Source organism: Stenotrophomonas riyadhensis (genome assembly GCF_040256885.1).
Classification (GTDB): domain Bacteria; phylum Pseudomonadota; class Gammaproteobacteria; order Xanthomonadales; family Xanthomonadaceae; genus Stenotrophomonas; species Stenotrophomonas riyadhensis.
Genome location: NZ_CP155568.1, coordinates 1,433,998 through 1,459,492, shown reverse-complemented (window position 1 = coordinate 1,459,492; position 25,495 = coordinate 1,433,998). Strand labels below are relative to the sequence as shown.

Genomic DNA, 25,495 nt, shown 5'->3' with positions numbered 1-25,495 from the left:
AACAAAAACATCATTTCATAGCCGCATCCGCCGACGACGTCGGCTCTTCCCCGCTATGGAGTGACCATGAAACTGCACTCGGCCGGCCTTGCCGCCCTTTCCCTGGCCATCGCCCTGGGCCTGTCGGCCTGCGGTGGCGACAAGCAGGCCGCGCAGCAGCCGGCTGCCGACGGTGCCGCCGCCCCGGCCGCTGCCGGTGCCAAGGTGACCGCCGAAGTGTCCGGCGCGGGCGCGTCCTTCATCTTCCCGCTGGTCTCCAAGTGGTCGGCTGACTACAACACCAGCACCGGCGCCAAGATCAACTACCAGTCGATCGGCTCCGGTGGCGGCATCGCCCAGATCAAGGCCGGCACCGTCGACTTCGGCTCCTCCGACAAGCCGCTGAGCAGCGAAGAGCTGGCCCAGGCCGGCCTCGCCCAGTTCCCGTCCGCCATCGGCGGCGTGGTGCCGGTGGTCAACATCGAAGGCCTGGAAGCCGGCAAGCTGCGCCTGAGCGGCGCCCTGCTGGCGGACATCTTCCTGGGCAAGGTCAAGACCTGGAACGACCCGGCCATCGTCGCCGCCAACCCGGGCGTGAAGCTGCCGGACGGCAAGATCACCCTGGTCCACCGTTCGGACGGCTCGGGCACCACCTTCAACTTCTCCAACTACCTGTCCAAGGTCAGCCCGGAATGGAAGAGCAAGGTCGGCGAAGGCACCTCGGTGCAGTGGCCGGACGGCGTCGGTGGCAAGGGCAATGAAGGCGTCGCTTCCTACGTGAAGCAGATCAAGGGCTCGATCGGCTACGTCGAACTGGCCTACGCGCTGCAGAACGGCATGCCGTACACCGCCATGCAGAACGCGGCCGGCAACTGGGTCGAGCCGAGCGCGGAAACCTTCGCCGCCGCGGCTGCCAGCGCCGACTGGGCCAGCGCCAAGGACTTCAACCTGGTCATCACCAACGCTCCGGGCGAGCAGGCGTGGCCGATCACTGCCACCAACTTCATGCTGATGCAGAAGCAGCCGAAGGACGCCAAGCGCAACCAGGACACCCTGGCCTTCTTCAAGTGGGCCTTCGAAAACGGCCAGGCCCAGGCCAACGAGCTGCACTACGTGCCGCTGCCGGCCGAACTGGTCAAGCAGATCGAGGCCTACTGGGCGACCGACCTGAAGTGATGGACACGACGGTGCCCGCCCCGCGCGGGCACCGCCTCTTCCACGCCGTGCCGCCCCGCCCCTTCCTGGCCCTGCCGTCCCCATGAATGCCATCGCCCAGCCTGTAGCCGCCCCGTCCACGCGTGATGCGCGTGATGCCCGCAACGACAAACTGTTCCGATGGGTGCTGGTCGGCACCGTCATCTTCGTCCTGATCGCCCTGGCCTGCGCCGCGCTGTCCATGCTGTGGGGCGGCCGCCATGCCCTGCAGATGCAGGGCCTGAGCTTCTTCTTCTCCGCCGACTGGAATCCGGTCGAAAACAAGTTCGGCGCCCTCGCTCCGATCTACGGCACCCTGGTCACCGCGCTCATCGCGATGGTCATCGCCGTGCCGGTCAGCTTCGGCATCGCCTTCTTCCTCACCGAAGTCGCGCCGCGCTGGCTGCGTGGCCCGGTCGGTACCGCCATCGAACTGCTGGCGGGCATTCCTTCGATCATCTACGGCATGTGGGGCCTGTTCGTGCTGGTGCCGGTGATGACCGAGTACGTCACTCCGTTCCTCAACGAAACCCTGGGCGAGATGCCGATCATCGGCCCGCTGTTCCAGGGCCCGCCGCTGGGCATCGGCATGCTCACCGCCGGTTTCGTGCTGGCCATCATGGTCATTCCGTTCATCTCCTCGGTGATGCGCGAAGTGTTCCTGACCGTGCCGACCCGCCTCAAGGAATCGGCCTATGCACTGGGCTCCACCAAGTGGGAAGTGAGCTGGGACATCGTCCTGCCCTACACCCGCTCGGCGGTGATCGGTGGCATCTTCCTCGGCCTCGGCCGCGCCCTAGGCGAGACCATGGCGGTGGCCTTCGTGATCGGCAACAGCGTGCGCCTGTCGCCGTCGCTGCTGGAACCGGGCACCACCATCGCCGCGCTGATCGCCAACGATTTCGGCGAAGCCACTGAAACCTACCGCTCGGCCCTGCTGCTGCTCGGCTTCGTCCTCTTCATCGTCACCTTCGTGGTGCTGGCCATCGCCCGCCTGATGCTGATGCGCCTGTCCCGCAAGGAGGGCAACTGATGTCCACCACCGCTGATTCGCTGTACCTGCGCCGTCGCATCGGCAACGTCGTTGCGATCACCGCCTCCTGCGCCACCGCCCTGTTCGGCCTGTTCTTCCTGGGCTGGATCCTGTTCACCCTGGCCTCCAAGGGCCTGGCCGGCATCAACTGGGATCTGTTCACCAAGATGACGCCGCCGCCGATGCAGGAAGGCGGTCTCGCCAACGCCTTCTTCGGCAGTGCCGTGATGTGTGCGCTGGCGATCGGCATCGGCACCCCGCTGGGCGTGCTTGCCGGCACCTGGCTGGCCGAGTACGGCAACGCCCGCAAGGCCGGCACCGTGGTCCGCTTCGTCAACGACATCCTGCTGTCGGCGCCGTCCATCGTGCTTGGCCTGTTCGTCTACACGCTGTACGTGATGCAGACCGGCGGCAACTTCTCGGCGTTCGCCGGTGCGCTGTCGCTGGCCTTCATCGTGCTGCCGGTGGTGGTTCGCACCACCGACGAAATGCTGCGCCTGGTGCCCTCGCAGATGCGCGAAGCGGCCCTGTCGCTGGGCATCCCGCAGTGGAAGGTGATCGTGCAGGTGCTGTACCGCAGTGCGTCGGCCGGCATCATCACCGGCATCCTGCTGGCGCTGGCCCGCATCTCCGGCGAGACCGCACCGCTGCTGTTCACTGCCTTCGGCAACCAGTACTGGAACAACAACATCTTCCAGCCGATGGCCTCGGTGCCGGTGGTGATGAACCAGTTCGCCGGCAGCCCGTATGAATCCTGGCAGGTGCTGGCCTGGGCCGGTGCCCTGGTGCTGACTGTCTTCGTGTTGCTGGTCAGCCTTGCCGCCCGCGGCATCCTGCTGCGCAACCGTATCTCCCATGACTGACCTTTCCGTGGATAACGCCATGAACGACCTTTCCAACGCCGTGCCGATGCAGCGCATCGCCGTGCCGTCCTCGCACGAGAGCCTGCACACGCCGTCGCCGGTGAAGCTGGCTGCGCGTGGACTGGACTTCTACTACGACAAGTTCCATGCCCTGAAGGGCATCAACCTGGAGATCCCGGAAAAGCGCGTGACCGCGCTGATCGGCCCCTCCGGTTGCGGCAAGTCGACCCTGCTGCGCATCTTCAACCGCATCTACGCGCTGTACCCGAAGCTGGAAGCGCGCGGTGAAGTGCTGCTGGACGGCGAGAACATCCTGTCGCCGAAGTACCCGATGAACCGCCTGCGCAGCAAGGTCGGCATGGTGTTCCAGAAGCCGGTGCCGTTCCCGATGACCATCTTCGAGAACGTGGCCTACGGTATCCGCCACCACGAGAAGCTGAGCAAGGCCGACATGGCCGACCGCGTCGAGCAGGCGCTGCGCCAGGGCGCACTGTGGGACGAAGTGAAGGACAAGCTGGGGCAAAGCGCACTGGGCCTGTCCGGTGGCCAGCAGCAGCGTCTGTGCATCGCCCGCGCCGTGGCCCTGCGCCCGTCGGTGCTGCTGCTGGACGAGCCGACCTCGGCGCTGGATCCGATCTCGACCAGCCGCATCGAGCAGCTGGTGGAAGAGCTCAAGCACGAGTACACCATCGTCATCGTCACCCACAACATGCAGCAGGCCGCGCGCGTGTCCGACTACACCGCCTTCATGTACCTGGGCGACCTGATCGAGCACGACCGCACCGAAGTGATCTTCTCGCAGCCGTCGCAGCGGCAGACCGAGGACTACATCACCGGTCGCTTCGGCTGAAACGGCAGTCGACAGACAGACAATGTCAGTCGAGCATGGCTCGACTCTACAAATCACGCCAGCCAGGCATGGCCTGGCTCTACCCGGATTGCAGACCATGAACCTTCCCAACGACCACATCGTCAAGAGCTACGACGAAGAGCAGCAGCGCCTGGTGGCCGAAATCGTGCGCATGGGCGAGATGGCCGTCGCCCAGCTCGAAGCGGCGATGGACGTGATCGAGAAGCGCGACGAGAACGCCGCCCATCGCATCATCGCCAACGACGAGGCGATCGATGCGCTGGAACAGCAGATCAGCCACGACGTGATGCGCCTGGCGCTGCGTGGCCCGATGGCACGCGACCTGCGCGAGATCCTGGCGGGCCTGCGCATCCCGGCCGACATCGAGCGTATCGGTGACTACGCCGCCAACGTCGCCAAGCGCTCGATCGCGCTGGGCAAGGTACCGCCACTGCCGCAGATCCAGGGCCTGCGGGCGCTCGGCCGCCTGGCCGCGCAGCAGGTCCGTCGTGCCATTGCCGCCTACCGCGACAACGATGCCGATGCCGCGCTGGCGTTGCGCGAGGACGACGCCCGCCTGGACGCGCAGTACACCGCGCTGTTCCGCGAGCTGCTGACCTACATGATGGAAGACCCGCGCAACATCACCCCCTGCACGCACCTGCTGTTCATGGCCAAGAATCTGGAGCGCGTGGGCGACCACGCCACCAACATCGCCGAGAACGTGTGGTTCCTGGTGCATGGCGAGCAGCCGCTGCCGCCGCGTGAAAAACGCGATGAAACCTCCAGCACCGGCCAGCCCTGACGCTGCACTGCAACACCGGAGTTGACTCCAAGGTGGCCGCTGTCCTGGTGACAGCGGCCTTCTTGTTTTGGGCGTTCTGGCCACCGGTCTCCCCTTCTGTAACAAACCTCACGAAAATTTGAGGTCTTGGCGAGGATTCGTTGAGTAGGATCGCTGCACCATCGTTTCCACCGGCACCCCTGCCGGCGACCCGGGCACCCGCCCACACCACCCAGGAGCACGACCGATGAGCAGTTCCAACAAGACCCTGTCCCTGCTGACTGCTACCGCCCTGGCCGCCGGCCTGGGCATGACCGCCAGTGCCTCGGCCCTGAGCATGAGCGACCTCGCCCAGGGCTATCTGGTCGCCGGCCAGGCTGCCAAGGCCAGCACCGATGCCAAGGCAGCGGACACCAAGATGGCCGCGGACGCGACCAAGCACGCCGAAGGCAAATGTGGTGCCGACGGCAAGAGTACCGAAGGCAAGTGCGGCGCCGACAAGGGCAAGGCCGCCGGTGCTGCGGCCGGCGCCAAGGCCAAGAGCGGCGACAAGAAGTCGGCCGAGGGCAAGTGTGGCGAAGGCAAGTGCGGTGGCAAGCACTGACGTCCGCGCCAGCGTTGTCCACCTGCGGTCGCCGCTTCGCGCGGCGGCCGCCGGGTTGGGCCTGCGCCGGGCGCTGCTGCAGGATCTGCGTGATGCACCGGCCGGCGACTTCGACTTCCTCGAATGCGCACCGGAGAACTGGATCAACGTCGGTGGTCCCGCCGGGGATGCACTGGCCGAACTGGCACAGCGCCATCCACTGAGCTGCCATGGCCTGTCACTGTCACTGGGCGGCAGCGCACCACTGGACATCGAGCTGCTGGAGCAGGTCGGCCAGTTCCTCGAAAAGCACCGCGTGCCGCTGTACAGCGAGCACCTGAGCTACTGCAGCGACGATGGCCACCTGTACGACCTGCTGCCGATTCCGTTCACCGACGAAGCGGTGCGCCATACCGCCGCGCGCATCACCCGTGTGCAGGACCTGCTGGGTCGCCGCATCGCGGTGGAGAACGTGTCCTACTACCTGGCGCCGGAGCCGGCGATGGACGAACTGGCCTTCACCAATGCCGTGCTCGCCGAAGCCGACTGCGACCTGTTGCTCGACGTCAACAATGTCTACGTCAACGCCTGCAACCACGGCTACGATGCCGACAGCTTCATTGCCGGGCTACCCGCAGAGCGCATCGTCTGCCTGCACGTGGCCGGGCACCTGGACGAGGCACCGGACCTGAAGATCGACACCCATGGCAGCGCGGTGATCGACCCGGTCTGGGAGCTGCTGGCGCGTACCTACGCGCGCATCGGCCCACGCCCCACCCTGCTCGAACGCGATTTCAACTTCCCCCCGTACGCCGAGCTGCAGGGCGAACTGCAGACCATCCGCCGCCTGCAGTCCAGCCATGCCGGTATCGCCCATGGCTGATTCCTCCCACACTCTGCGCGCACAGCAGCATGCGTTCACCGCACACCTGCGCGATCCGCAGGGTGTGCCACCGCCGGTCGGGCTGGAACCACGCCGGGTCGCGGTATACCAACGGCTGCTGTTCAACAATCTGCTGGGCCTGTTGAGCAACGGCTTCCCGGTCTGCGTGCGCCTGCTCGGCGAACCGGCCTGGAGCGACCTGGTGCGCCACTACTTCGTCACCCATCGCTGCCGGACGCCGCTGTTCACCGAACTGGCCGCCGAATTCGTGCAGTGGCTGCAGGCACAGCCGCAGCTGTCGCACCCGGCGTTGGCCGAGCTGGCCCACTACGAGTGGGTGGAAACCGCGCTGTACCAGCTTCCTGCCGAGCCGCTGCCGGCGCGGGGTGAGATCGATCCGCTGCGGGTGCCACTGCAACGCTCGCCGCTGGCGTGGCCGCTGCTGTACCAGTGGCCGGTTCACCGGCTGGGTGCCGAGGATGCACCAATGCAGCCGCCCACCGAGCCGACCGGCCTGCTGGTGCGCCGTGAGGCTGACGGCGAAGTGCGCTTCGCCGCACTCAGCCCGCTGGCGGTATACCTGCTGTCCAGCATCGGCGAACAACCCGGCCTCGATGGACATGCCTATCTGCGGCAATTGGCCGCCGCGCACGGCCTGGCTGAGGAGGCGCTGGCCGAACCCGGTGCCGCGCTGCTGCGGCAGTTCCTGCAGGCCGGCGTGATCGGCCCGCTCACCGCCCCTCCCTGACACCTCATTCGCGGAGATCCCCTGATGAACCTTCCGACCCTGGCCACCGCGCGTGGCCAGCTGGACCGCCTCGCCCCCTGGTTGGCGCCGCTTGGCCTGCGCCTGCTGCTGGCCTGGGAGTACTTCGAATCCGGCCGCGAAAAGCTGCACGGCCAGAACTGGTTCGCCGACCTGCAGGACGCCTTCCCGTTCCCGTTCGACCAGCTGCCGGCGGCGCTGAACTGGCAGCTTGCCACCTGGTTCGAGCTGATCGGCGCGGCCTGCCTGCTGGTCGGGTTCGGCACCCGTTTCGCCGCCGCCAGCCTGCTGGTGCTGACCGTGGTGGCCACCTATGCGGTGCATTGGCCGATGGAGTGGAACTCGCTGGCCGACCTGGCCATGGGCTACGCGATCAGCGACCAGGGCTTCGGCAACTTCAAGCTGCCGGTGCTGTTCATGGCCATGCTGCTGCCGCTGATCTTCACCGGCGCCGGCAAGCTGAGTGTGGATGCGTGGTTGACGCGGTGGTCTCCCTCGGCCACGCCTGCGCGGCCAGCAGTCCGGTAGATGCCGACCTTGGTCGGCGCGCACCGTGCCAACCAAGGTTGGCACCTACCGGAATCCTGAGCGCGCGGCGCCCCGGTAGGCTGAGCGTGGATGCGTGGTTGGCGCGGTGGTCTCCCTCGGCCACGCCTGCGCGGCCAGCAGTCCGGTAGATGCCGACCTTGGTCGGCGCGCGCCGTGCCAACCAAGGTTGGCACCTACCGGAATCCTGAGCGTGCGGTGCTCCGGCAGGTGTCGACCTTGGTCGACACACGCCCGCGCAGGGACCCCGTGCACCGCAGGCTGGCCGGGCGCTCAGGGTCGCTCTGCTAGAATTCACGCATGACTGACCCCACCCCCGCACCTGCCGCCGCTCCCGATTCCGCAGTACCCCAGGCGCAGCGCGCGATGTCACAACGCTTCCGCGGCTTCCTGCCGGTGGTGGTGGACGTGGAAACCGGCGGCTTCGACAGCCAGCGCAACGCACTGCTGGAAATCGCCGCCGTGCCGATCGAGATGGACGAGAACGGCCTGCTCTACCCCGGCCAGACCGCCAGCGCCCACGTGGTGCCGGCCGAGGGCCTAGAGATCGATCCGAAATCACTGGAAGTGACCGGCATCATCCTCGACCACCCGTTCCGGCTGGCCAAGGAAGAGAAGGCCGCGCTGGACCACATCTTCACCCCGGTGCGTGCGGCAATGAAGAAGTACGGCTGCCAGCGCGCGATCCTGGTCGGCCACAACGCTCATTTCGACCTCGGTTTCGTCAACGCGGCGGTGGCACGCACCGGCCACAAGCGCAATCCGTTCCATCCGTTCAGCGTGTTCGACACGGTGACCCTGGCCGGTATCGCCTACGGGCAGACCGTGCTGGCGCGTGCGGCCACGGCCGCCGGGCTGGGCTGGGACGCGAACGAGGCACACAGCGCGGTGTATGACACCGAGCAGACGGCACGGTTGTTCTGCACCATCGCCAACGCCTGGCCGCGGTGAAGCGGCCAACGGCGGAGCCCCTCGTGGCGGGCTGACAGCGATTCCTGGTAGGGCCGGGCGGGTGGACTGCGCAGGGGACGCTGCAAGTACGTCCCTGTAAGCTCGGTCGCCGCATCCATGCGGCTCACGCCCCTGCGCAGCCCACCCGCCCGGCCACGGACAGTTTCCAGCTGGCGCCACGGAAAGATCAGAAAAAGCGGGAGCAACCGCGGGTCGCTGCGCTCGTTGGGGGCTGCCGATCACTTCTGTGGTGGGTCACTTCTCTGGTGGGTGCCGACCGTTGGTACGGCAACACCCGTAAATCCACGCCATGCGTGGATGCGATCACCCAATGCTCGTACGATCGCGGCCATCGCTCTTGGCGCGGTACAGCGCGCGGTCTGCGCGCTGGTACAGCAGTGCCGGGGTGCGGTCGTCGGCATCCAGTTCCACCAGGCCCGCGCTGAAGGTCACGCGCAGTCCGTCCACCCCGGCCCAGTCGGGATGGTCGTGGAACAGGCCGCGCAGGCGCGCGCACAGCTGTGCGGCTTCCTCCAGGCGGGTGTCGTTGAGCAGCAGCGCGAACTCTTCGCCGCCGGTCCGCGCCGGCAGGTCCGAGTCGCGGCTGGCGGCAGCGATCAACCGTGCCACCTGCACCAGCACGGCATCACCGATGCTGTGGCTGTGGCGGTCGTTGACGTCCTTGAAGTGGTCGATATCCAGCACCACCAGGCACAGCGGATGACCGCTGCGCTGCGAACGCGCGAAGTCGCGCGCCAGCGTTTCATCGAAAGCACGGCGGTTGGCCAGGCCAGTCAGTGCGTCCTCGCGGGCCTGCCGTTCGAAGGCCTCGGCCTGGCGTGCGAGGCGCTCGGCCAGTTCAGTCTTTTCCTGGTTCAGCGCCTGCAGGTGCACGGTCTTGGCCTGCAGGTCGAAGGTGGCTTCATCCACCCGCCGCGCCAGGCGCAGGTTGCTGGCCTTCAGCTGCTGCAGCAGCAGGCGGTACAGCGCCACCAGCCCGGCCAGCAGCATCAGTCCACCCAGCACCTGCACGCTGCGTCGCTGCCACCAGAACGGCTCCACGGTGAAGCTCCATACCGCTTCCTGCTGGCCCCAGCTGCCACCCGGATGAGCCGCTGCCACGTGCAGGGTGTAGTCGCCCGGCGGCAGGCCGACGAACTCCACGCTGCGCTGCGGACCGCGTTCGACCCACCCCGCATCCAGGCCGTCCAGCCGCGTGCGGTAGCGGATCCGGTCAGACATCAGGTAGCTCAGGCCGACATAGCTCACCGTCAAGCGGCGGCCGCCGGGAATGTAGTTGCGGTCCGGGCCCTCCCAATGCACCGGTGCACCATCCACCTGCACGCTTTCAATCGCTGCCGGCGGTGAAAGACGCTCGCGGAAGCGCTGCAGGCGCTGCGGATCGACGGTGCTCAGGCCACCGGCGGTGACCACCCAGAACGTGCTGTCCTGGCGCAGGATCGCCGATGGGCTGGAGCTGCCGTTGGCCTGCGCGTTGGCCATGCCGTCGATCTCGTTGTAGCGCTCCACCACCACCCGCGGCGTGCGGCCATCAGCCACGGCGTTGAGCGTGGCCATGTCGGTGCGCAGCACGCCGCGGTTGCTGCTGATCCAGACGTTGCCCAGGCGGTCCGGCACCAGCTGGAACACCGTGTCCACCGGCATGCCCTGCTCCAGGCCAACCCGCGCCAGCGTTCCATCCTGCCAGCGATACAGGCCACGGTCGCTGCTGATCCACATTGCGTCGCCCAGCTGGTGGAAGCCGAACACGCTGCGGCCACCGCCCATCGGGGCCAGGTCAATCGCCTGCACGCGGTCGCCGCGCAGTACGCGGATGCCTTCGATGGTGCCGATCCACAGGTTGCCCTGATGGTCATGCTCAAGCGCGGTGATCAGGCCACCGGGCATGCCCGGGACGTTCGATACCTGCACGCGATCACCCTCGATGCGGACCACGCCCTTCTGAGTGCCGGCCCAGACGCCGCCCTGCGGATCGACGCTGATCGCCCGGATGTTGCCGCCCGGCATGCCATCGGCGGCCGCATAGTTGTGGCGCAGGCTGCCGTCGCGACCGAGGCGGTAGACACCGTCGCCGAAGGTCCCCACCCACAGGTCTCCATCAGCCCCCTGCGCCAGGCTCAGCACCGATGGCGCCTTGCCGCCGCGGTTGTGCAGTGGCACGGCACGGAAGCGGCCATCGGGCGTCTGCAGGTCGAGGCCGCTGGCACTGCCCACCCACAGCTGGCGGTCGCGATCCTCGAACACGGTGCGCACGTAGTCGCCGCTGAGACCGTCGCGTTCGGTGTAGCTGCTGAACAGCGTTTCGCGCAGGCGGTACAGGCCGCCATTGGCGCCCACCCAGATGCTGCCTTCGGCATCCTCGCGCAGGCTGACCACGCGCCCGCCCGGCAGGTTGAGGCCGGCCGGCAGCCGCTCCAGCCCATGTGCGGAGATGCGCAGCAGGCCCTGGTTCTCGGTGCCCAGCCACAGGTCACCATGGCGATCCTGCAGCATCGAGGTCATGTGCAGCTGGCCCGGCAGGCGGTGCACCAGCACCAGCTGATCGTCCTCCACCCGGTACAGGCGTTCGCCGGCCACGATCCACAACGCGCCATCCGGCGCGCGGTACGGCCACGACAGGCCGCTGCCCGCACCCAGGCCCCATGCAGCCGGCGCGCGCTTGAGCACGCCGTCGTTGTCGCGCAGCACCAGCCCGTCAAGGGTGCCGACCCAGACCCGGTCCTGCGCATCGACCACCAGCTTGGTGAAGCTCATCGCCATCGGCAGGCCAGCCGGCGGCGCCTGGTAGACCATGCCCTTGTCGGGCACCAGGTAACCCAGTCCCTTGCCTTCGTACAGCAGCCACAGGCGCCCCCGGCTGTCCATCTGCATGGACTGGATCAGCACCTGCGGGGTATCGGCCTGGTGCTCCCAGACCCGCCACTGGCCGTCATTGCCACGATGGCTGACATTGCCGCGCGAATCACTGATCCACAGCCCGCCCTGGCGGTCGACGAACAGCGCGCCGATGCCGTTGTCGCGCAGGCCCGGGCGGGTACTGCGGTCGAACACGGTGAAATCCAGGCCGTTGTAACGCACCAGGCCTTCCCAGGTGGCGAACCACAGGTGGCCTTCCGGCGTCTGCGCGATGTCACGCAGCGAGTTGTGTGGCAGACCGTTGCGCGATGTCCACACATCGATGGCGTAGTCGCGCAGCGGGGGCGCACCGTCCTGTGCGGCCAGCGGCAGCGCAAGCGCCAGCAGCAGCCACAGCAGCCCCTGCCGCAGCACCCGCCTGAATCCTGATACGTGGCACTCCACCCAGCGCCGGTTGCCCCCCTGTCCGCCCATCAGTGCAGCGGCGGTGGCCAGACGCGGCTGCCAGGCCAGGCAGCGTGCGGGAACGGCCGGGCAGCGCGGAACGGCGTGCCGGCGGGAACGGGCTGGCTCATCGACGGGAAACTGGGGAGTTGCGCAGATGATAGGCCAAACCCCGGCCCGGGCGTCACCGTTGCCAGGCCGTCAGCCTCAGCCAGCCCGGCCCGGCGGCACCACCTGCGCGCTGGCTGGCCACTGCACCACCGCCTCCAGTCCGCCTTCGGCACGGTTGCGCAGCCACAGGCGGGCGCCGTCCTTCTCGGCCAGTGCGCGGGCGATGGTGAGGCCCAGCCCGGCACCGCCGGTTTCCCGCGAGCGCGAAGTTTCCACCCGCACGAACGGGTCGAACACCGCCTCCAGCTGATCCTCCGCCAGCCCGGGACCATCGTCCGACACCATCACGGTGATCGTGCCACCGCCGCGTTCCACCCGCACCCGCACCCGGTAGGCGTACATCACCGCGTTGTCCACCAGGTTGGAGAACAGGCGATGCATGGCCAATGGGCGCAGCATCAGCACCGCGCCGGTACCGCCCTCGAAGACGACATCGGCACCGCCCTCGGCGGCGTCTTCAACGATGCTCTCCAGCAGTGAATCCAGGTCCAGCGCGGCACGCTGCTCGGCACTTTCGGCGCTGCGGGCCAGCTCCAGGCCTTCGCGCACCAGCGCCTGCATTGCCGCCAGATCGCCGATCAGGCGCTCGCGCAGCGCTTCATCGCTGACGTTCTCCAGGCGCAGGCGCAGGCGGGTCAGCGGGGTCTGCAGGTCATGGGTGATCGCCGCCAGCATCTGCGTACGCTCGGCCAGGTGCCGCTGCAGGCGGTGCTGCATGGCATTGAAGGCTTCGGCGGCACGCTGCACCTCGCGCGGCCCGCGCAGTGGCAAGGGATCACGCTGCAGGTCATCGCCGAGATCCTCGGCAGCGGCCGCCAGTTCCTGCAGCGGCGCGCTGGCCATGCGCGCGACGATGTAGGCCAGCACCGCGATCGCCAGCACCAGCAGGGTCAGGAACCACGGGTCCACGGCCAGGATGCCGTTGTGTGCCACCGCAGGCGAATCCAGCGCGAGCTTCAGCAGCGTGCCGTCGTTGAGGGTCACGTCGACCGCACGGCACTTGGGCGGGATGAACGCCGGATCACGTTCGCGCGGATGCTTGCGATGCCCCGGTGGCGGCGGGGGCAGCAGGTCCTGCAGCTTGGGAATGCAGGAGCGGAACGAAGCGAAATGCACATGCGCGCGTGCGACCGGGCCGGGCCGGTCATCGAGCACTTCCATCAACGCGGTATCGGCCCGCCCCAGGCGTGCGCCGGGTTGCAGCGCACGCACGCTCGGCCCACCGATTTCGAGCAGGCGCTCGCGCAGTTCGGGGTTGCCGTCGAGCAGGTTGACGTAGCCCTGGAGGCGGTCGGCGATGCGGTTCAGGTTCTGCCGCTCGAACTCCTGCTGGCGCTTGGAAGTGGCCAGCATGGTCGCGCCGATCGCGGCCACGCTCATGCCCAGCAGCAGGATCACGAACAACCGCCCGACCATCGAGGACAGGAAATGACGCAGGCGCTTCATCGCGGCTTATTCCAGGTTCACCGAGGAGGCCAGCACATAGCCTTCGTTGCGCACGGTCTTGATCAGTCCGTCCGGGCCACCGTCGTCGCCCAGCTTGTTGCGCAGCCGGCTGACCTGCAGATCGATGGCACGGTCCTGCGCCTCGTAGTTGCGGCCGCTGCTGAGCGCGACCAGCTGCTCGCGCGACAGCACCTTGTTGGCATGGGCGATGAACACCCGCAGCAGGCGGAACTCGGCGCCGGACAGCACCACCACGCGATCGTCCGGATCGACCAGGTGGCGATGCTCCAGGTCGAACACCCAGCGCGAGAAACGCGCACGGCGCACCGACAGCGGCTCCAGGTTGGCCGGCAGCGCCTCGGTCCGGCGCAGCACGTTGCGGATGCGCGCCAGCAGCTCGCGCGGTTCGAACGGCTTGGCCAGGTAGTCATCGGCGCCCATTTCCAGGCCCAGCACGCGGTCGATCGGCTCGGCACGCGCAGTCAGCATGATCACCGGCGTGTTCGAGCGCGCGCGCAGGTCGCGGCACAGGGTCAGGCCATCCTCGCGCGGCAGGTTGAGGTCGAGCACGATCAGGTCCACGTGTTCGCGGTCCAGCAGCTGGCGCATGGCGGTGCCGTCTGCGGCCGTGCTTACCTGGTAGCCGGCACGGCCGAGCTGTTCGGCCAGCAGGGTGCGGATGTCGTTGTCGTCGTCGACGATCAGCAGTCGATGCATCGTGTTTTCAGTCTCCATGTCGCGATCATCCCGTGTCGGCAGCTGAACCGCATCCGGGGCAATGCGTACCAGTGTATCCAGCCATGGGCGGGATACCTGTGGTTACGCGTATTCACCGACAGTGTTACATAGAGACATACCCCGAGGATTGAGCCGCCCATCGCCCGGTCTTCACAATGCCCACCAACGCCGCCACCGCGGCCCCGAGAGTGAAGCCACGACGTGACGTTCCGCCTGCTGCCCGCGACCCGCCGGGGTCGCCTGATACTGATCGCCCTGCTTGCCCTGATCGTTGCCGTGGCCGCCTGGTGGCTGCTGCGCAAACCCGCTGCCCCGGCTGTAGCGACCACGCCGGTCAGCCGCGGCGACATCGAGCAGACCGTGGAAGCCACCGGCGTGATCGACGCCTACAAGCTGGTCAGCGTCGGTGCGCAGGCCTCGGGCCAGATCAAGTCGCTGAAAGTTCAACTGGGCGACACCGTGAAGGAAGGTGACCTGATCGCCGAGATCGACGCCACCACCCAGCAGAACCAGGTGCTCAACGCGCAGGCCTCGCTGGACCAGGTCACCGCCCAGCGCGCCGTGCAGCAGGCCACCCTGCGCCAGGCCGAACTGGAGTTCGCGCGCCAGCAGCAGATGCTGGCCGCCGAGGCCACCTCGCGCCAGGAATACGATGCCGCCGAGGCGCAGCTGAAGACCGCCCGTGCCCAGCTGCAGTCCTACGAGGCACAGATCAAGGGCCGCGAAACCGAACTGGGCACCGCCCGCGCCAACCTGGCCTACACCCGCATCGTGGCGCCGATGGACGGCACTGTGGTGGCGGTGGTGGCCGAGGAAGGTCGCACCGTGAACGCCAACCAGACCGCACCGACCATCGTCATGCTGGCGCGGCTGGACGTGGTCACGGTCAATGCCGAGATCTCCGAGGCCGACGTGGTCAAGATCAAGGCAGGCATGCCGGTGTACTTCACCACGCTGGGCGATCCGGACCGCAAGTACCACGCCACGCTGCGCCAGATCAATCCGGCGCCGGCCTCGATCGCCAATGAAAACTCGTCCAGTTCCAGCAGCTCTTCCAGTTCCAGCTCCAGCAGCGCGGTCTACTACAACGCACTGTTCGATGTGGAAAACCCGGATGGCACGCTGCGCATCGACATGACCGCGCAGGTCTCGGTGCTGCTGAAGCAGGCCAAGGGCGTGCTGATGGTGCCGGCAGTGGCGTTGGGACCGAAGCGCCGTGGCGACGAGCGCATGGTGCGGGTGCTGGACGACAAGGGCCAGCCGCAGCCGCGCAAGGTCACCGTGGGCATCAACAACGGCGCCTCGGCCGAGATCCTGTCGGGGCTGAAGGAAGGCGAGCGCGTGGTGGTCGGCGAAGCCGGTGCGGCCGGTGCCAGCGCCGCCGGCGGCAACCGTGGCGGCATGCAGATGCGGGTTGGCGGCCCGGGCATGGGGCGCCGATGAGCACGACGGCGCCGCTGCTGCGCCTGCGCGACCTGCGACGCGAATTCCCGGCCGGCGATGATGTGATCGCCGTGCTGCGCGACGTCAATCTCGACATCCACGCCGGTGAGATGGTGGCCATCGTCGGCCAGTCCGGTTCGGGCAAGTCGACGCTGATGAACATCCTCGGCTGCCTCGACCGCCCTACCCGCGGCAGCTACCAGGTGGCCGGCCGCGAGACCGGAAAGATGGCGCCGGACGAGCTGGCCGAACTGCGCCGCGAGCATTTCGGCTTCATCTTCCAGCGCTACCACCTGCTCGGCGACCTGGACGCGCGCGGCAACGTAGAGGTGCCGGCGGTGTATGCCGGCAGCCCGGGCGCAGTGCGCAACGCGCGTGCCGAACAGCTGCTGCAGCGGCTGGGCCTGAGCGATCGCATGCACCACAAGCCGGGGCAGTTGTCCGGTGGCCAGCAGCAGCGCGTGTCGATCGCCCGTGCCCTGATGAACGGCGGCGAGGTGATCCTGGCCGACGAACCAACCGGCGCGCTCGATACGAAATCCGGCGAGGAAGTGATGGCGATCCTCGGTGAGCTGCACGCCGAAGGCCATACCATCATCATCGTCACCCACGACATGAGCGTGGCCGAACACGCGCAGCGCATCATCGAGATCCGCGACGGCGAGATCATCGCTGATCGCGCCAACCCGAATGCGCCGACCTACCGTGCGCAGCGCGAGGCCAGCACCGGCGTCGCCCGCGGCAACAGCTGGCGGGCCGCACGCGACCGCTTCACCGAAGCGTTCCGGATGGCGCTGCTGGCGATGAACGCACATCGGCTGCGCACCTTCCTGACCATGCTCGGCATCATCATCGGCATCGCCTCGGTGGTCTCGGTGGTGGCGCTGGGCAATGGCTCGCAACAACAGATCCTGCAGAACATCAGCGCGCTCGGCACCAACACCATCGACGTCTATCCCGGCCGTGGTTTCGGCGACATGCGCTCGGCGCGGGTACAGACGCTCAAGGCCAGCGACGCCGATGCACTGGCAAAGCAGAGCTACGTGGACAGCGCCACCCCCAGCGTGTCGACCTCGGTCACCGCCCGCTACCGCAACCAGTCCTCCACCGCCCAGGTCAGCGGCGTCGGCGAGCAGTTCTTCCGGGTCAAGGGCGTGACCCTGCTCAGCGGCAGCTTCTTCGATAGCGATGCGGTGAAGGGCCTGGGCCAGGTGGCGGTGATCGATGAGAACACCCAGACCCAGTTCTTCCCCGATGTCGACCCGGTCGGCCAGGTGATCCTGCTCGGCAATGTGCCGGCACGCGTGGTCGGCGTGGCCAAGCGCCAGAGTTTCGGTTTCGGCGGCAGCACCAGCCTCAGCGTGTGGGTGCCGTACACCACGGTGATGTCGCGCATGCTCGGCCAGAGCCACGTGTCCAGCATCACCGTGCGCGTGGACGACGACACGCCGATGGATGCCGCACAGGAAGCGATCACCCGCCTGTTGACCATGCGCCATGGCACCGAAGACTTCTTCCTTAGCAACAGCGCCGAAATCCGCCAGACCATCGAACAGACCACGCGCACGATGACGCTGCTGATCGGCGCCATCGCCGCCATCGCGCTGCTGGTCGGCGGCATCGGCGTGATGAACATCATGCTGGTCTCGGTCACCGAGCGTACCCGCGAGATCGGCGTGCGCATGGCCGTGGGTGCACGGCAGAGTGATATCCGCCAGCAGTTCCTGATCGAGGCGGTGCTGGTCTGCCTGCTTGGCGGCGTACTCGGCATCGGCCTGGCCCTGCTGCTGGGCTCGATGATCGGGCGCTTCGCCAGCGACTTCCAGGTGCTGTTCTCCACGGCCTCGATCGTTGCCGCGTTCGCCTGCTCGACCCTGATCGGCGTGGCGTTCGGCTTCCTGCCTGCGCGCAACGCCGCGCAGCTCGACCCGGTGGAGGCCCTGGCCCGCGAATGAAGATGATGACCCGACTGCCCTTCCCTGCCCCCTCGCGCCTGCTGCTGGCGGGCGCTGTACTGCTCGCCCTGTCCGGCTGCGCATCGATGGGCCGCTATCCGGTGCAGGACCCCGACGTGGCGGCGACCTACGGTCGTGGCGACGCCACCCTCAATGCGCCCGCGGACGATCCGCGCAGCAGCCTGGATACTCCGGGCCGCGACATCCGCCAGGACACCTGGTGGACCGGTTTCGGCGATGAGCGTCTCGACCGTCTGGTGGCGCAGGCGCTGGCTGCCAACAGCGATCTTGCCGCCGCTGGCCTGGCCGTGCAGCGTTCGCGCCTGCAGGCCGGACTGGCCAGCAACGCGCTGTGGCCACAGCCTTCGTCGTCCGGCGTCAGCGGCAATGCCAGCCGCGCCACCGACCAGGCCGACGACTGGCGCCGCAGCTATTCCACCGGCGTCTCGCTGGGCTGGGAAGTGGACCTGTGGGGCCGCCTGCGCACCCAGCGCGACATCGCCCGCTGGGAAGCCGAGGCCAGCGAGGAAGACCGGCAGAACACCGCGCTGCTGGTGATCAGCGACACCATCAACCAATACTGGAACCTGGCCTATCTCAACCAGTCCATCGCCACCGGCCAGGCCAACCTGGAGCGGCTGGAACGCACCCGCGAACTGGTCCAGGCCCGCTTCGACGCCGGTGCAGTATCGCGCCTGGAAGTACGCCAGGCACTGCAGAACCTGCAGTCGCAGCGTTCCTCGCAGAGTGCGCTGGAACAGCAGCGGGTGGAGGCCCGCAATGCACTGACCGTGCTGCTGGACGGCACGCCCTGGCCGCAGCAGGACGAACCGCAGGACCTGCTCGGCGCACGCAGCCCCAGCATCGCGGAGGGCCTGCCGACCGACCTGCTCGGTCGCCGTCCCGACCTGCGCGCGGCCGAACTGCGCCTGCGCAACAGCCTGAAGACCATCAAGGTCACCGCCACCCAGTACTACCCGGCGCTGAGCCTGACCGGCAGCCTCGGTTCCAGCGCAACGTCGCTGGGTGACGTGCTGCGCAACCCGGTGGCCACGCTGGGCGCCGGCCTGTCGCTTCCGTTCCTCAACCTGCAGCGCGCGCAGCTGGATACCGATATCGCCGGCACCGCCTACCAGATCGCCGCGACCAATTTCCGCAAGACGCTGTACACCGCGCTCTCGGAAGTGGACAACGCGCTGTCGGCACGCGAGCAGCTGGCGCGCCAGGTGGCGGCCTCGCAGGCTTCGTACGACGAAGCGGTGGAAGTGGAACGGGCGCAGGAAGTGCGCTACCGCGTGGGTGCCACCGACCTGCGCACCTGGTTGGAAGCGCAGCAGACCCGGCGCGATGCCGAGCTGTCGCTGGCGCGCGTGCGCCAGGGCCAGCTGAACAACGACGTCACCTTGTTCAAGGCACTGGGCGGCAGCGCGGGGTGAGGCGGCAAGAGCGCCAACCAAGGTTGGCGACTACCGGTAGGTGTCGACCTTGGTCGACACGGCCGATCCACGCCATGCGTGAATCGGATCGCCGGTAGCGCCGGGCCATGCCCGGCGAAGCAATCCGCCGGGCATCGCCCGGCGCTACCGGAAAGCCGATCAACCGCGCTGGCGCACGGCCTCGAACAGGCTGACACCGGCAGCGACGGAGACGTTCAGGCTCTCGATCTCGCCCGGCATCGGGATCTTGACCAGGCCATCGCAGTTCTCGCGGGTCAGGCGGCGCAGGCCATCGGCTTCACCGCCCAGCACCAGCGCGATGTTGCCCTTCAGGTCCAGCTGGTACAGCGAGGCGGTGGCTTCGCCGGCCAGGCCGTAGATCCACACGCCCTGCTTCTGCAGGTCCTTCAGGCAGCGCGACAGGTTGGTCACCGCCACCACCGGGATCAGATCGGCGGCACCGGCCGAAGTCTTGCGCACGGTGGCATTGACGGTGGCCGACTTGTCCTTGGGGATGATCACGGCAGTCGCGCCGGCGGCAGCGGCCGAGCGCAGGCAGGCGCCCAGGTTGTGCGGGTCCTGCACCTCGTCCAGCACCAGCAGCAGGGCCTTGCCCTCGGCTGCAGTGACCAGGCCTTCCAGCTCGTTCTCGCTGTAGGTGCGGGCGGCGGCATAGCGCGCGGCCACGCCCTGGTGGCGTACCGAACCGCCGACACCGTCCAGCGCCTGGCTGTTCACCTTGCGCACGTCGATGCCCTTGCGGCGGGCGTTTTCCTCGATCTCGGTCAGGCGCGGGTTCTTCGCACCGGCCTCGACCAGCACTTCGCGGACGTTCTCGGCGTCGTTCTCGATGGAGGAGGCGACGGCGTTGACGCCGACAATCCACTGGCTGTTCTTGCTCATGCGGGCGGGGACCGGAAAGGGGGTGGCTATGGTAGAGCATCGGCGGGCCGGGCGCTGCGGCCGGCCCTCTGGGGAGCCGGGCCTGCGATCGGCTGCCCTTGGTTCAGGCAGCGGCAACCCGCCAGCCGAGCGTGGGCTCGGCGCTACAGGTGTGTTATCGGCTGCGTGGCGGCCAGTGCGGGGTGTCGTGGTCGGGGTGCTGGTGGGACACGATGGTGGCCAGGAAATCCAGCGCCGCGATGTCCTCCTCGGTGCGCCGCGCCGGCAGGCTGGCCAGGCTGTCGACGAAGGGCAGCTTGCGTTCGACTCCGTACTGGATGGTCGGTGGCAGGCGTTCGGGTTGGTCAAAGGCACCAGCGGCCACGGCCACGCCGTCGGGGGCTTCATAGGTCAACGGGGTACCGCAGTCGGCGCAGAAGCCACGCCGCACCACGTTGGATGACTGGAAATAGCGTGGCTGGCCGCGGGTCCAGCTGAACTGCACGCCGCGCACCGACACCAGCGGCGCGTAATAGGCACCGAAGGCCTTCTGGCACATCCGGCAGTGGCAGATCGAGCTGTCGGTCAGCTCGCCTCGCGCCTGGAAGCGGATCGCGCCGCACTGGCAGCCGCCGCTGTATTCGGGTTGGCCCTGCATCTGCGGTCCTCCGTAACGTCGTGCCAACCAAGGTTGGCACCTACCGGGTGAGGTGGGTGCCGACCGTTGGTCGGCACACCTTTCAATACTGCTTTTTCGCGCGCTTGGCCGGCTTGCCACGCTCGGGCAGCGGCGGCAGGCCATCGCCTTCATCCTCACCCTTGTGCTCGACCAGGCGGAAGTCGATCTTGCGCTCTTCCATGCTGGCCTTCAGCACCAGGATGCGCACGCGGTCGCCCAGCCGGTAGCTGCTGCCACGGCGCTCGCCGGTCAGCGTCTTGCGGGTGGCATCGAACTTGTAATAGTCCTGCGGCAGCTGGGTCACATGGACCAGGCCCTGCACCTTCGACTCGTCCAGTTCCACGAACAGGCCGAAGCTGGTCACGCCGCTGATCACGCCGTCGAACTGGCCGCCCACGTGCTTTTCCATCCACGCCGCGCGGTAGCGCTCGTCGACTTCGCGCTCGGCCTCGTCGGCACGACGCTCACGCTCGGAACACTGCAGCGCCAGGGCTGCCATTTCGCGCGCGTTGTAGGTGAACTTGTCCAGCGGCTTGCCGGACAGCGCGTGCTTGATCGCGCGGTGCACCAGCAGGTCAGGGTAGCGACGGATCGGCGAGGTGAAATGCGCGTACGCCTCCAGCGCCAGGCCGAAGTGACCGTGGTTTTCCGGGCTGTAGATCGCCAGGCTCTGGCTGCGCAGCAGCACCGATTCCAGCAGCGTGGCATCGGGGCGGTCGCGGATCTTCTTCAGCAGCTTGGTGTAATCGCCCGGGCGTACCTTGGACCACGGCGGCAGGCTCAGCTTGAACTCCTTGAGGAATTCCAGCAGGTCGGCGTACTTGGTTTCCGGCGGCTTCTCATGGATGCGGTACGGGGCCGGCACGTGGCGCGACAGCAGGTACCTGGCCGCCTCGACGTTGGCCGCGATCATGCATTCCTCGATCAGCTTGTGTGCGTCGTTGCGCACCAGCATGCCGGCCTGGGTGACTTCACCGCGGTTGTCCAGCACGAAACGTACTTCACTGCTTTCGAACTCGATGGCGCCGCGCTTGGCGCGTGCCTTGGACAGCACCTTGTACAGCTGGTGCAGGCGCTGCACCTGCGGCAGCAGGTCGCCCATCCAGGCCTTGGTATCGGCATCGTCCTCGCCCACCGCCTTCCACACCTGGGTGTAGGTCAGGCGCGCGTGCGAGTTCATCACCGCTTCGTAGAAGCGCGAATGCGTGACCAGGCCGTCGCGGTCGATCTGCATGTCGCAGACAAAGCACATGCGGTCGACCTTCGGCATCAGCGAGCAGATGCCGTTGGACAGTGTCTCCGGCAGCATCGGCACCACGAAGCCCGAGAAGTACACCGAGGTGGCGCGCTTCTGCGCCTCTTCGTCCAGCGGCGTACCGGGGCGAACGTAGTTCGAGACATCGGCGATCGCCACCACCAGGCGGAAACCCTCGGCATTCGGCTCGCAGTACACCGCGTCGTCGAAGTCCTTGGCATCTTCACCGTCGATGGTGACCAGCGGCGTGCTGCGCAGGTCGACGCGGTCGCCGATCATCGCCGGCTCGACCACCAGCGGCACCGAAGCCGCTTCGTCCAGCACCTCCTGCGGGAACTCGAACGGCAGCTCGTGGCCGTGGATGGCGGTCTCCACCACCAGCGACGCGGTCAGCTTGTCGCCGAGCACGGCGATGATGCGGCCGATCGGCGGACGGCGGCTGTCCGGCGCCTGGGTCAGTTCGCAGACCACCAGCTGGCCGTCGCGTGCACCACCGGTCTGGTCCGGCGGTACCTGCACGTTGCGCTGCACGCGCTTGTCGTCGGGCACCACATAGTTGATGCCCATCTCGATGCTGAAGCGGCCGATCAGGCGGGTCATGCCGCGTTCGAGCACGCGGGCGATGCTGCCTTCGCGACGGCCACGGTGATCGATGCCGGTCACGCGGGCCAGCACCTTGTCGCCGTGCATGACCTTGCGCATCTCATATGGCGGCAGGAACAGGTCGTCACCACCCTCGACCGGGCGCAGGAAACCGAACCCTTCCGGGTTGGCGATCACCACGCCGGTGACCAGGTTCAGGGTCTGGATCGGGGCGAAACCGCCGCGACGGTTCTGCACCAGCTGGCCGTCACGGACCATGGCACCGAGCCGGCGCGACAGCGCCTCGGCCCGGTCCGGCGCGGTCAGGCCCAGGCGCGCGCCGAGTTCTTCGGCGGTCTGCGGCCCTTCGCAGCGCTCCAGCAGGGCCAGGATGGCCTCGCGGCTGGCGATGGGCTGTTCGTATTTTTCGGCTTCGCGGGCGGCATAGGGATCGTCGATCACCTTGCCGGTCGGCGGCAGCTTGCGGCCCGGGGCCGGGCCCGGGGCGGCGGCATCGGCGCTGCGGGCCTTGCGGCCACGCGGCGGTGCACCGCCTTCGTTCAATTCGGGGAACCAGCCCGGCAACGGCTTGCCCGGCTTGGTGGTGCGGGCCGTGCCCGCCTTGGCGCCCTTCTTCGCGGCCTGGCTGCGGGAGGTACTCCCGCCCTTGCTTGGTTTTTTGGTAGTCATCGCCCTACATGGTAGCCGCTGACGGTGTGCATAACGGGTCAGCGGCAGTCTTGAAGGCCTTGCATGAAAAATATTCAGGAAGTCGTTGACAGCCTGCGGATTCATCTTCACAATTGCGCCTCTGGAACGCCCAGGTGGCGGAATTGGTAGACGCACTAGTTTCAGGTACTAGCGGGTAAAACCGTGGAGGTTCGAGTCCTCTCCTGGGCACCAACGAAAAAACTCCTCGCTTCGGCGGGGATTTTTTTTGCCTGTAGTCCGGCCCTGAGGCTCGACTCTTTCTCCCCCAGGAAGGAACTCCGACCCGGTATCGGCAATGATCTTCACAAGGGTGTTGACACCCCCGTAACAACACCCCATAATCTCGCTCCTCGACGCCCAGGTGGCGGAATTGGTAGACGCACTAGTTTCAGGTACTAGCGGGTAAAACCGTGGAGGTTCGAGTCCTCTCCTGGGCACCACGTCGAGAATGAGAAAAACCCGCGAAAGCGGGTTTTTTCATGCCCGTGATTCGGCATCGCCGCGACCGGCGGCCGGCATCACAACAGCGGCCGCAGCACCAGCTCCAACCCGAGCAGCAGCAGGAAACCCAGGAAGCAGGCGCGGAACACCCGCGCACTGATGCGCTGCCGGATCACCTGCCCCAGCCACATGCCCAGCAATGCCGGCAGCACCGCCAGCGTACTCAGCCCCAGCTGCTGGATGCCGAATGCGCCGTGCAGCACCAGGCCAGTGGTCAGCGAAATCGTCGACACAGTGAACGCCAGTCCCAGCGCCTGCACCAGCTCCTCGCGCTGCAACCCCAGCGACTGCAGGTACGGCACCGCCGGCATCACGAACACGCCGGTGGCGCCGGTCACCACACCCGACAACGCACCCACCAGCGGCCCCAGCCATCGCTCGCGCCGCTGCGGCACGCGGAACACCGGCACAAGCAGGGCATAGGCCGCATAAACCACCAGCGCAACGCCCAGCGCAACACGCGACCAGGTGCGATCGACCCGCACCAGCAGCGCTGCCGAACCCAGCGTCACCACCACCACGGCCAGCATCATCGGCCACAGGCGCCGCACGATGTGGCCCAGTGAGGGGCCGGACAACAGCTGCCACGCATTGGTGACGAAGGTGGGGATGAACAGCATCGATGCCGCCGCCACCGGCGACAGCGCGCCACCGAGCAGACCCATCGCCACTGTCGGCAAGCCCATGCCGGTCACGCCCTTGACCACACCGGCCAGCACGAACACCACCACCAGCAGCACGTAGAAGTACATCGATTCATTCATGCCTTCATTGGATCGGCCGGCCGCTCGGCGCACAATGCGGTCTTCCCGGCCTCGCCTTCGGCTGATCCGAAGGCGCAGGCGTTGCGATGAGGGCATCACATGCGGATGGATATCGCCGACCTGCGCCTGTTCCTGACCATTGCCGAGGCGGGCAGCATCACGGCCGGTGCCGCGCAGGCAAACCTGGCACTGGGCTCAGCCAGTGAGCGCTTGCGCACGATCGAAGCCGATGCCGGTACCCCGCTGTTGAACCGGCACCCACGCGGCGTCAGCCTGACCGAAGCCGGTGCCGCGCTCGCCCACCATGCACGCTTGATCCTGCAGCAGCAGGCACAGCTGCGCGGTGAACTGCAGGCGTTCGCGCACGGTGCGCGCGGCACCCTGCATCTGTATGCCAACACCGCAGCGCTGACCAACTACCTGCCTTCGCGGCTCGCACCATGGCTGGCCGAACGCCCGCGCCTGCACGTGGAACTGCTGGAGCGCACCAGCCCTGAAGTCGTGCGTGCGATCAGTGCTGGCCAGGCCGAGGCCGGCATCATCAGCGATGCCGTCGACGCTGCCGGCCTGCAGCAGCATGTGGTCGCCGAAGATCCGCTGGTGATGCTGCTGCCCGAAGACCACCGCTTCGCATCGCGGCGCAGCGTGGCCTTCACCGATGTTGCCGGCGAGACCTTCGTCGCACTGGCCGATGGCAATGCACTGCAGACCTACATCGAGGACCAGGCGCGCGACATCGGGCGGCGCCTGGATGTACGCATCCGCATGAAGACCTTCGAAGGCGTATGCATCATGGTCGGCCACAGCATTGGTGTCGGCATCGTGCCGCGGACCATCGCCCGCCAGCATCGGCGCAGCATGCATACCGTCGCCGTACCGCTCGCCGATGCATGGGCACAGCGCCGCCTGTGTGCCTGTTTTGCCGAGTGGGCGCAGTTGTCATCGGCGATGCGCAGCCTGCTGCTTCACCTGGGCGTACAGCCGCAGAAAAAGGTGTGAAATGTTGTTGACACATCTTCTGTCGCTCCCCATAATTCATCTCCTGAGTCGCCCAGGTGGCGGAATTGGTAGACGCACTAGTTTCAGGTACTAGCGGGTAAAACCGTGGAGGTTCGAGTCCTCTCCTGGGCACCACGACTCAAGATGATCAAACCCGCGAAAGCGGGTTTTTTCGTTTCC

General features: G+C 67.3%; 21 protein-coding genes and 3 tRNA genes. 17 read left to right on the top strand and 7 right to left on the bottom strand.

The features are described 5' to 3' along the window. The first annotated feature begins 66 nt into the window (after window positions 1–66). From pstS to rnt, 10 genes are all read left to right on the top strand, one after another. Complete coding sequence (pstS, locus tag SriyCCGPB3_RS06790) at window positions 67–1,155, top strand: phosphate ABC transporter substrate-binding protein PstS (RefSeq protein WP_110711741.1); 1,089 nt, start codon at window positions 67–69, stop codon at window positions 1,153–1,155. Between the two features lie 82 nt (window positions 1,156–1,237). Further along, window positions 1,238–2,206 (top strand): phosphate ABC transporter permease subunit PstC, encoded by a 969-nt coding sequence (gene pstC / locus SriyCCGPB3_RS06785; RefSeq protein ID WP_049421601.1) that lies wholly within the window; start codon window positions 1,238–1,240, stop codon window positions 2,204–2,206. Further along, window positions 2,206–3,069 (top strand): phosphate ABC transporter permease PstA, encoded by an 864-nt coding sequence (gene pstA, locus SriyCCGPB3_RS06780; protein WP_032127902.1) that lies wholly within the window; start codon window positions 2,206–2,208, stop codon window positions 3,067–3,069. The genes pstC and pstA overlap by 1 nt, the downstream gene beginning before the upstream one ends. Window positions 3,070–3,088: 19 nt before the next feature. Beyond that, window positions 3,089–3,919, top strand: a complete 831-nt coding sequence (pstB, locus tag SriyCCGPB3_RS06775) for a phosphate ABC transporter ATP-binding protein PstB (protein ID WP_005408788.1) — start codon at window positions 3,089–3,091, stop codon at window positions 3,917–3,919. Window positions 3,920–4,016: 97 nt separating this feature from the next. Beyond that, on the top strand, window positions 4,017–4,724 hold the full coding sequence (gene phoU / locus SriyCCGPB3_RS06770; RefSeq protein ID WP_008265615.1) for a phosphate signaling complex protein PhoU: 708 nt from the start codon (window positions 4,017–4,019) through the stop codon (window positions 4,722–4,724). Window positions 4,725–4,950: 226 nt separating this feature from the next. After that, window positions 4,951–5,307: a hypothetical protein gene (locus tag SriyCCGPB3_RS06765; protein WP_110711739.1), complete on the top strand. Its 357-nt coding sequence runs from the start codon at window positions 4,951–4,953 to the stop codon at window positions 5,305–5,307. Beyond that, complete coding sequence (locus SriyCCGPB3_RS06760; RefSeq protein ID WP_324187376.1) at window positions 5,294–6,169, top strand: HvfB family MNIO-type RiPP peptide maturase; 876 nt, start codon at window positions 5,294–5,296, stop codon at window positions 6,167–6,169. Before SriyCCGPB3_RS06765 ends, SriyCCGPB3_RS06760 begins: the two co-directional genes overlap by 14 nt. Next, the gene (locus SriyCCGPB3_RS06755; RefSeq protein ID WP_153856908.1) at window positions 6,162–6,917 is read left to right on the top strand and encodes an HvfC family RiPP maturation protein; all 756 of its coding nucleotides are present in this window, start codon (window positions 6,162–6,164) and stop codon (window positions 6,915–6,917) included. The genes SriyCCGPB3_RS06760 and SriyCCGPB3_RS06755 overlap by 8 nt, the downstream gene beginning before the upstream one ends. Before the next feature lie 24 nt (window positions 6,918–6,941). Further along, complete coding sequence (locus SriyCCGPB3_RS06750) at window positions 6,942–7,463, top strand: HvfX family Cu-binding RiPP maturation protein (RefSeq protein ID WP_153856907.1); 522 nt, start codon at window positions 6,942–6,944, stop codon at window positions 7,461–7,463. Window positions 7,464–7,781: 318 nt separating this feature from the next. Beyond that, entirely contained in the window at window positions 7,782–8,432 is a 651-nt protein-coding gene (gene rnt / locus SriyCCGPB3_RS06745; RefSeq protein ID WP_014036542.1) for a ribonuclease T, read from the top strand. A gap of 324 nt (window positions 8,433–8,756) precedes the next feature. On the opposite strand, the gene SriyCCGPB3_RS06740 is transcribed toward rnt, so the two are convergent. The 3 genes from SriyCCGPB3_RS06740 to SriyCCGPB3_RS06730 form a co-directional block, all read right to left on the bottom strand. After that, window positions 8,757–11,783 (bottom strand): two-component regulator propeller domain-containing protein, encoded by a 3,027-nt coding sequence (locus SriyCCGPB3_RS06740; RefSeq protein WP_350260010.1) that lies wholly within the window; start codon window positions 11,781–11,783, stop codon window positions 8,757–8,759. 177 nt (window positions 11,784–11,960) lie between these two features. Next, entirely contained in the window at window positions 11,961–13,370 is a 1,410-nt protein-coding gene (locus SriyCCGPB3_RS06735) for an ATP-binding protein (protein WP_350260009.1), read from the bottom strand. Between the two features lie 6 nt (window positions 13,371–13,376). Next, window positions 13,377–14,105: a response regulator gene (locus SriyCCGPB3_RS06730; RefSeq protein ID WP_110711733.1), complete on the bottom strand. Its 729-nt coding sequence runs from the start codon at window positions 14,103–14,105 to the stop codon at window positions 13,377–13,379. A gap of 204 nt (window positions 14,106–14,309) precedes the next feature. Here SriyCCGPB3_RS06730 and SriyCCGPB3_RS06725 point away from each other — a divergent pair, with 204 nt between their 5' ends. Genes SriyCCGPB3_RS06725 through SriyCCGPB3_RS06715 form a run of 3 tightly spaced genes read left to right on the top strand, consistent with a single transcriptional unit; the run spans window position 14,310 to window position 18,942 of the window. Then, the gene (locus SriyCCGPB3_RS06725; RefSeq protein WP_110711732.1) at window positions 14,310–15,551 is read left to right on the top strand and encodes an efflux RND transporter periplasmic adaptor subunit; all 1,242 of its coding nucleotides are present in this window, start codon (window positions 14,310–14,312) and stop codon (window positions 15,549–15,551) included. Beyond that, on the top strand, window positions 15,548–17,506 hold the full coding sequence (locus SriyCCGPB3_RS06720) for a MacB family efflux pump subunit (protein ID WP_110711731.1): 1,959 nt from the start codon (window positions 15,548–15,550) through the stop codon (window positions 17,504–17,506). Before SriyCCGPB3_RS06725 ends, SriyCCGPB3_RS06720 begins: the two co-directional genes overlap by 4 nt. After that, window positions 17,503–18,942: a TolC family protein gene (locus SriyCCGPB3_RS06715; RefSeq protein WP_350260008.1), complete on the top strand. Its 1,440-nt coding sequence runs from the start codon at window positions 17,503–17,505 to the stop codon at window positions 18,940–18,942. The genes SriyCCGPB3_RS06720 and SriyCCGPB3_RS06715 overlap by 4 nt, the downstream gene beginning before the upstream one ends. Window positions 18,943–19,101: 159 nt before the next feature. Here SriyCCGPB3_RS06715 and rlmB read toward each other — a convergent pair whose 3' ends face one another. The 3 genes from rlmB to rnr all read right to left on the bottom strand — a co-directional run bounded on the left by rlmB (window position 19,102) and on the right by rnr (window position 23,030). Next, a complete protein-coding gene (rlmB, locus tag SriyCCGPB3_RS06710) occupies window positions 19,102–19,845 on the bottom strand; it encodes a 23S rRNA (guanosine(2251)-2'-O)-methyltransferase RlmB (RefSeq protein ID WP_005408775.1) in 744 nt (247 codons plus the stop codon). A 154-nt stretch (window positions 19,846–19,999) separates the two neighbouring features. Beyond that, entirely contained in the window at window positions 20,000–20,482 is a 483-nt protein-coding gene (locus SriyCCGPB3_RS06705) for a GFA family protein (protein ID WP_071228428.1), read from the bottom strand. A gap of 82 nt (window positions 20,483–20,564) precedes the next feature. Then, a complete protein-coding gene (gene rnr / locus SriyCCGPB3_RS06700; RefSeq protein WP_350260007.1) occupies window positions 20,565–23,030 on the bottom strand; it encodes a ribonuclease R in 2,466 nt (821 codons plus the stop codon). Window positions 23,031–23,158: 128 nt separating this feature from the next. Here rnr and SriyCCGPB3_RS06695 point away from each other — a divergent pair. Next, window positions 23,159–23,243: transfer RNA gene (locus SriyCCGPB3_RS06695), tRNA-Leu, on the top strand. A 163-nt stretch (window positions 23,244–23,406) separates the two neighbouring features. Continuing rightward, window positions 23,407–23,491, top strand: a tRNA-Leu gene (locus SriyCCGPB3_RS06690). Between the two features lie 78 nt (window positions 23,492–23,569). On the opposite strand, the gene SriyCCGPB3_RS06685 is transcribed toward SriyCCGPB3_RS06690, so the two are convergent. Next, window positions 23,570–24,316 carry a sulfite exporter TauE/SafE family protein gene (locus SriyCCGPB3_RS06685; RefSeq protein ID WP_350260006.1) on the bottom strand — a complete coding sequence of 249 codons (747 nt, stop codon included), beginning with the start codon at window positions 24,314–24,316 and terminating at the stop codon, window positions 23,570–23,572. A 99-nt stretch (window positions 24,317–24,415) separates the two neighbouring features. Between SriyCCGPB3_RS06685 and SriyCCGPB3_RS06680 the strand changes: the two genes are divergently transcribed. Both SriyCCGPB3_RS06680 and SriyCCGPB3_RS06675 read left to right on the top strand, forming a co-directional pair. Further along, window positions 24,416–25,315 carry a LysR family transcriptional regulator gene (locus SriyCCGPB3_RS06680; RefSeq protein WP_350260005.1) on the top strand — a complete coding sequence of 300 codons (900 nt, stop codon included), beginning with the start codon at window positions 24,416–24,418 and terminating at the stop codon, window positions 25,313–25,315. Between the two features lie 50 nt (window positions 25,316–25,365). Then, a tRNA-Leu gene (locus tag SriyCCGPB3_RS06675) sits at window positions 25,366–25,450 on the top strand. Window positions 25,451–25,495 lie beyond the last annotated feature (45 nt).

Bases quoted from the DNA above. Each gene is read 5' to 3' on its own strand.
- SriyCCGPB3_RS06720 (WP_110711731.1), top strand. From the start codon at position 15,548: ATGAGCACGACGGCGCCGCTGCTGCGCCTGCGCGACCTGCGACGCGAA.
- pstB (WP_005408788.1), top strand. From the start codon at position 3,089: ATGAACGACCTTTCCAACGCCGTGCCGATGCAGCGCATCGCCGTGCCG.
- SriyCCGPB3_RS06715 (WP_350260008.1), top strand. From the start codon at position 17,503: ATGAAGATGATGACCCGACTGCCCTTCCCTGCCCCCTCGCGCCTGCTG.
- SriyCCGPB3_RS06755 (WP_153856908.1), top strand. From the start codon at position 6,162: ATGGCTGATTCCTCCCACACTCTGCGCGCACAGCAGCATGCGTTCACC.
- SriyCCGPB3_RS06730 (WP_110711733.1), bottom strand. From the start codon at position 14,105: ATGGAGACTGAAAACACGATGCATCGACTGCTGATCGTCGACGACGAC.
- pstS (WP_110711741.1), top strand. From the start codon at position 67: ATGAAACTGCACTCGGCCGGCCTTGCCGCCCTTTCCCTGGCCATCGCC.
- SriyCCGPB3_RS06740 (WP_350260010.1), bottom strand. From the start codon at position 11,783: ATGGGCGGACAGGGGGGCAACCGGCGCTGGGTGGAGTGCCACGTATCA.
- rnt (WP_014036542.1), top strand. From the start codon at position 7,782: ATGACTGACCCCACCCCCGCACCTGCCGCCGCTCCCGATTCCGCAGTA.
- SriyCCGPB3_RS06705 (WP_071228428.1), bottom strand. From the start codon at position 20,482: ATGCAGGGCCAACCCGAATACAGCGGCGGCTGCCAGTGCGGCGCGATC.
- SriyCCGPB3_RS06685 (WP_350260006.1), bottom strand. From the start codon at position 24,316: ATGAATGAATCGATGTACTTCTACGTGCTGCTGGTGGTGGTGTTCGTG.
- SriyCCGPB3_RS06750 (WP_153856907.1), top strand. From the start codon at position 6,942: ATGAACCTTCCGACCCTGGCCACCGCGCGTGGCCAGCTGGACCGCCTC.
- phoU (WP_008265615.1), top strand. From the start codon at position 4,017: ATGAACCTTCCCAACGACCACATCGTCAAGAGCTACGACGAAGAGCAG.
- rlmB (WP_005408775.1), bottom strand. From the start codon at position 19,845: ATGAGCAAGAACAGCCAGTGGATTGTCGGCGTCAACGCCGTCGCCTCC.
- SriyCCGPB3_RS06735 (WP_350260009.1), bottom strand. From the start codon at position 13,370: ATGAAGCGCCTGCGTCATTTCCTGTCCTCGATGGTCGGGCGGTTGTTC.
- SriyCCGPB3_RS06765 (WP_110711739.1), top strand. From the start codon at position 4,951: ATGAGCAGTTCCAACAAGACCCTGTCCCTGCTGACTGCTACCGCCCTG.
- pstA (WP_032127902.1), top strand. From the start codon at position 2,206: ATGTCCACCACCGCTGATTCGCTGTACCTGCGCCGTCGCATCGGCAAC.
- rnr (WP_350260007.1), bottom strand. From the start codon at position 23,030: ATGACTACCAAAAAACCAAGCAAGGGCGGGAGTACCTCCCGCAGCCAG.
- SriyCCGPB3_RS06680 (WP_350260005.1), top strand. From the start codon at position 24,416: ATGCGGATGGATATCGCCGACCTGCGCCTGTTCCTGACCATTGCCGAG.
- pstC (WP_049421601.1), top strand. From the start codon at position 1,238: ATGAATGCCATCGCCCAGCCTGTAGCCGCCCCGTCCACGCGTGATGCG.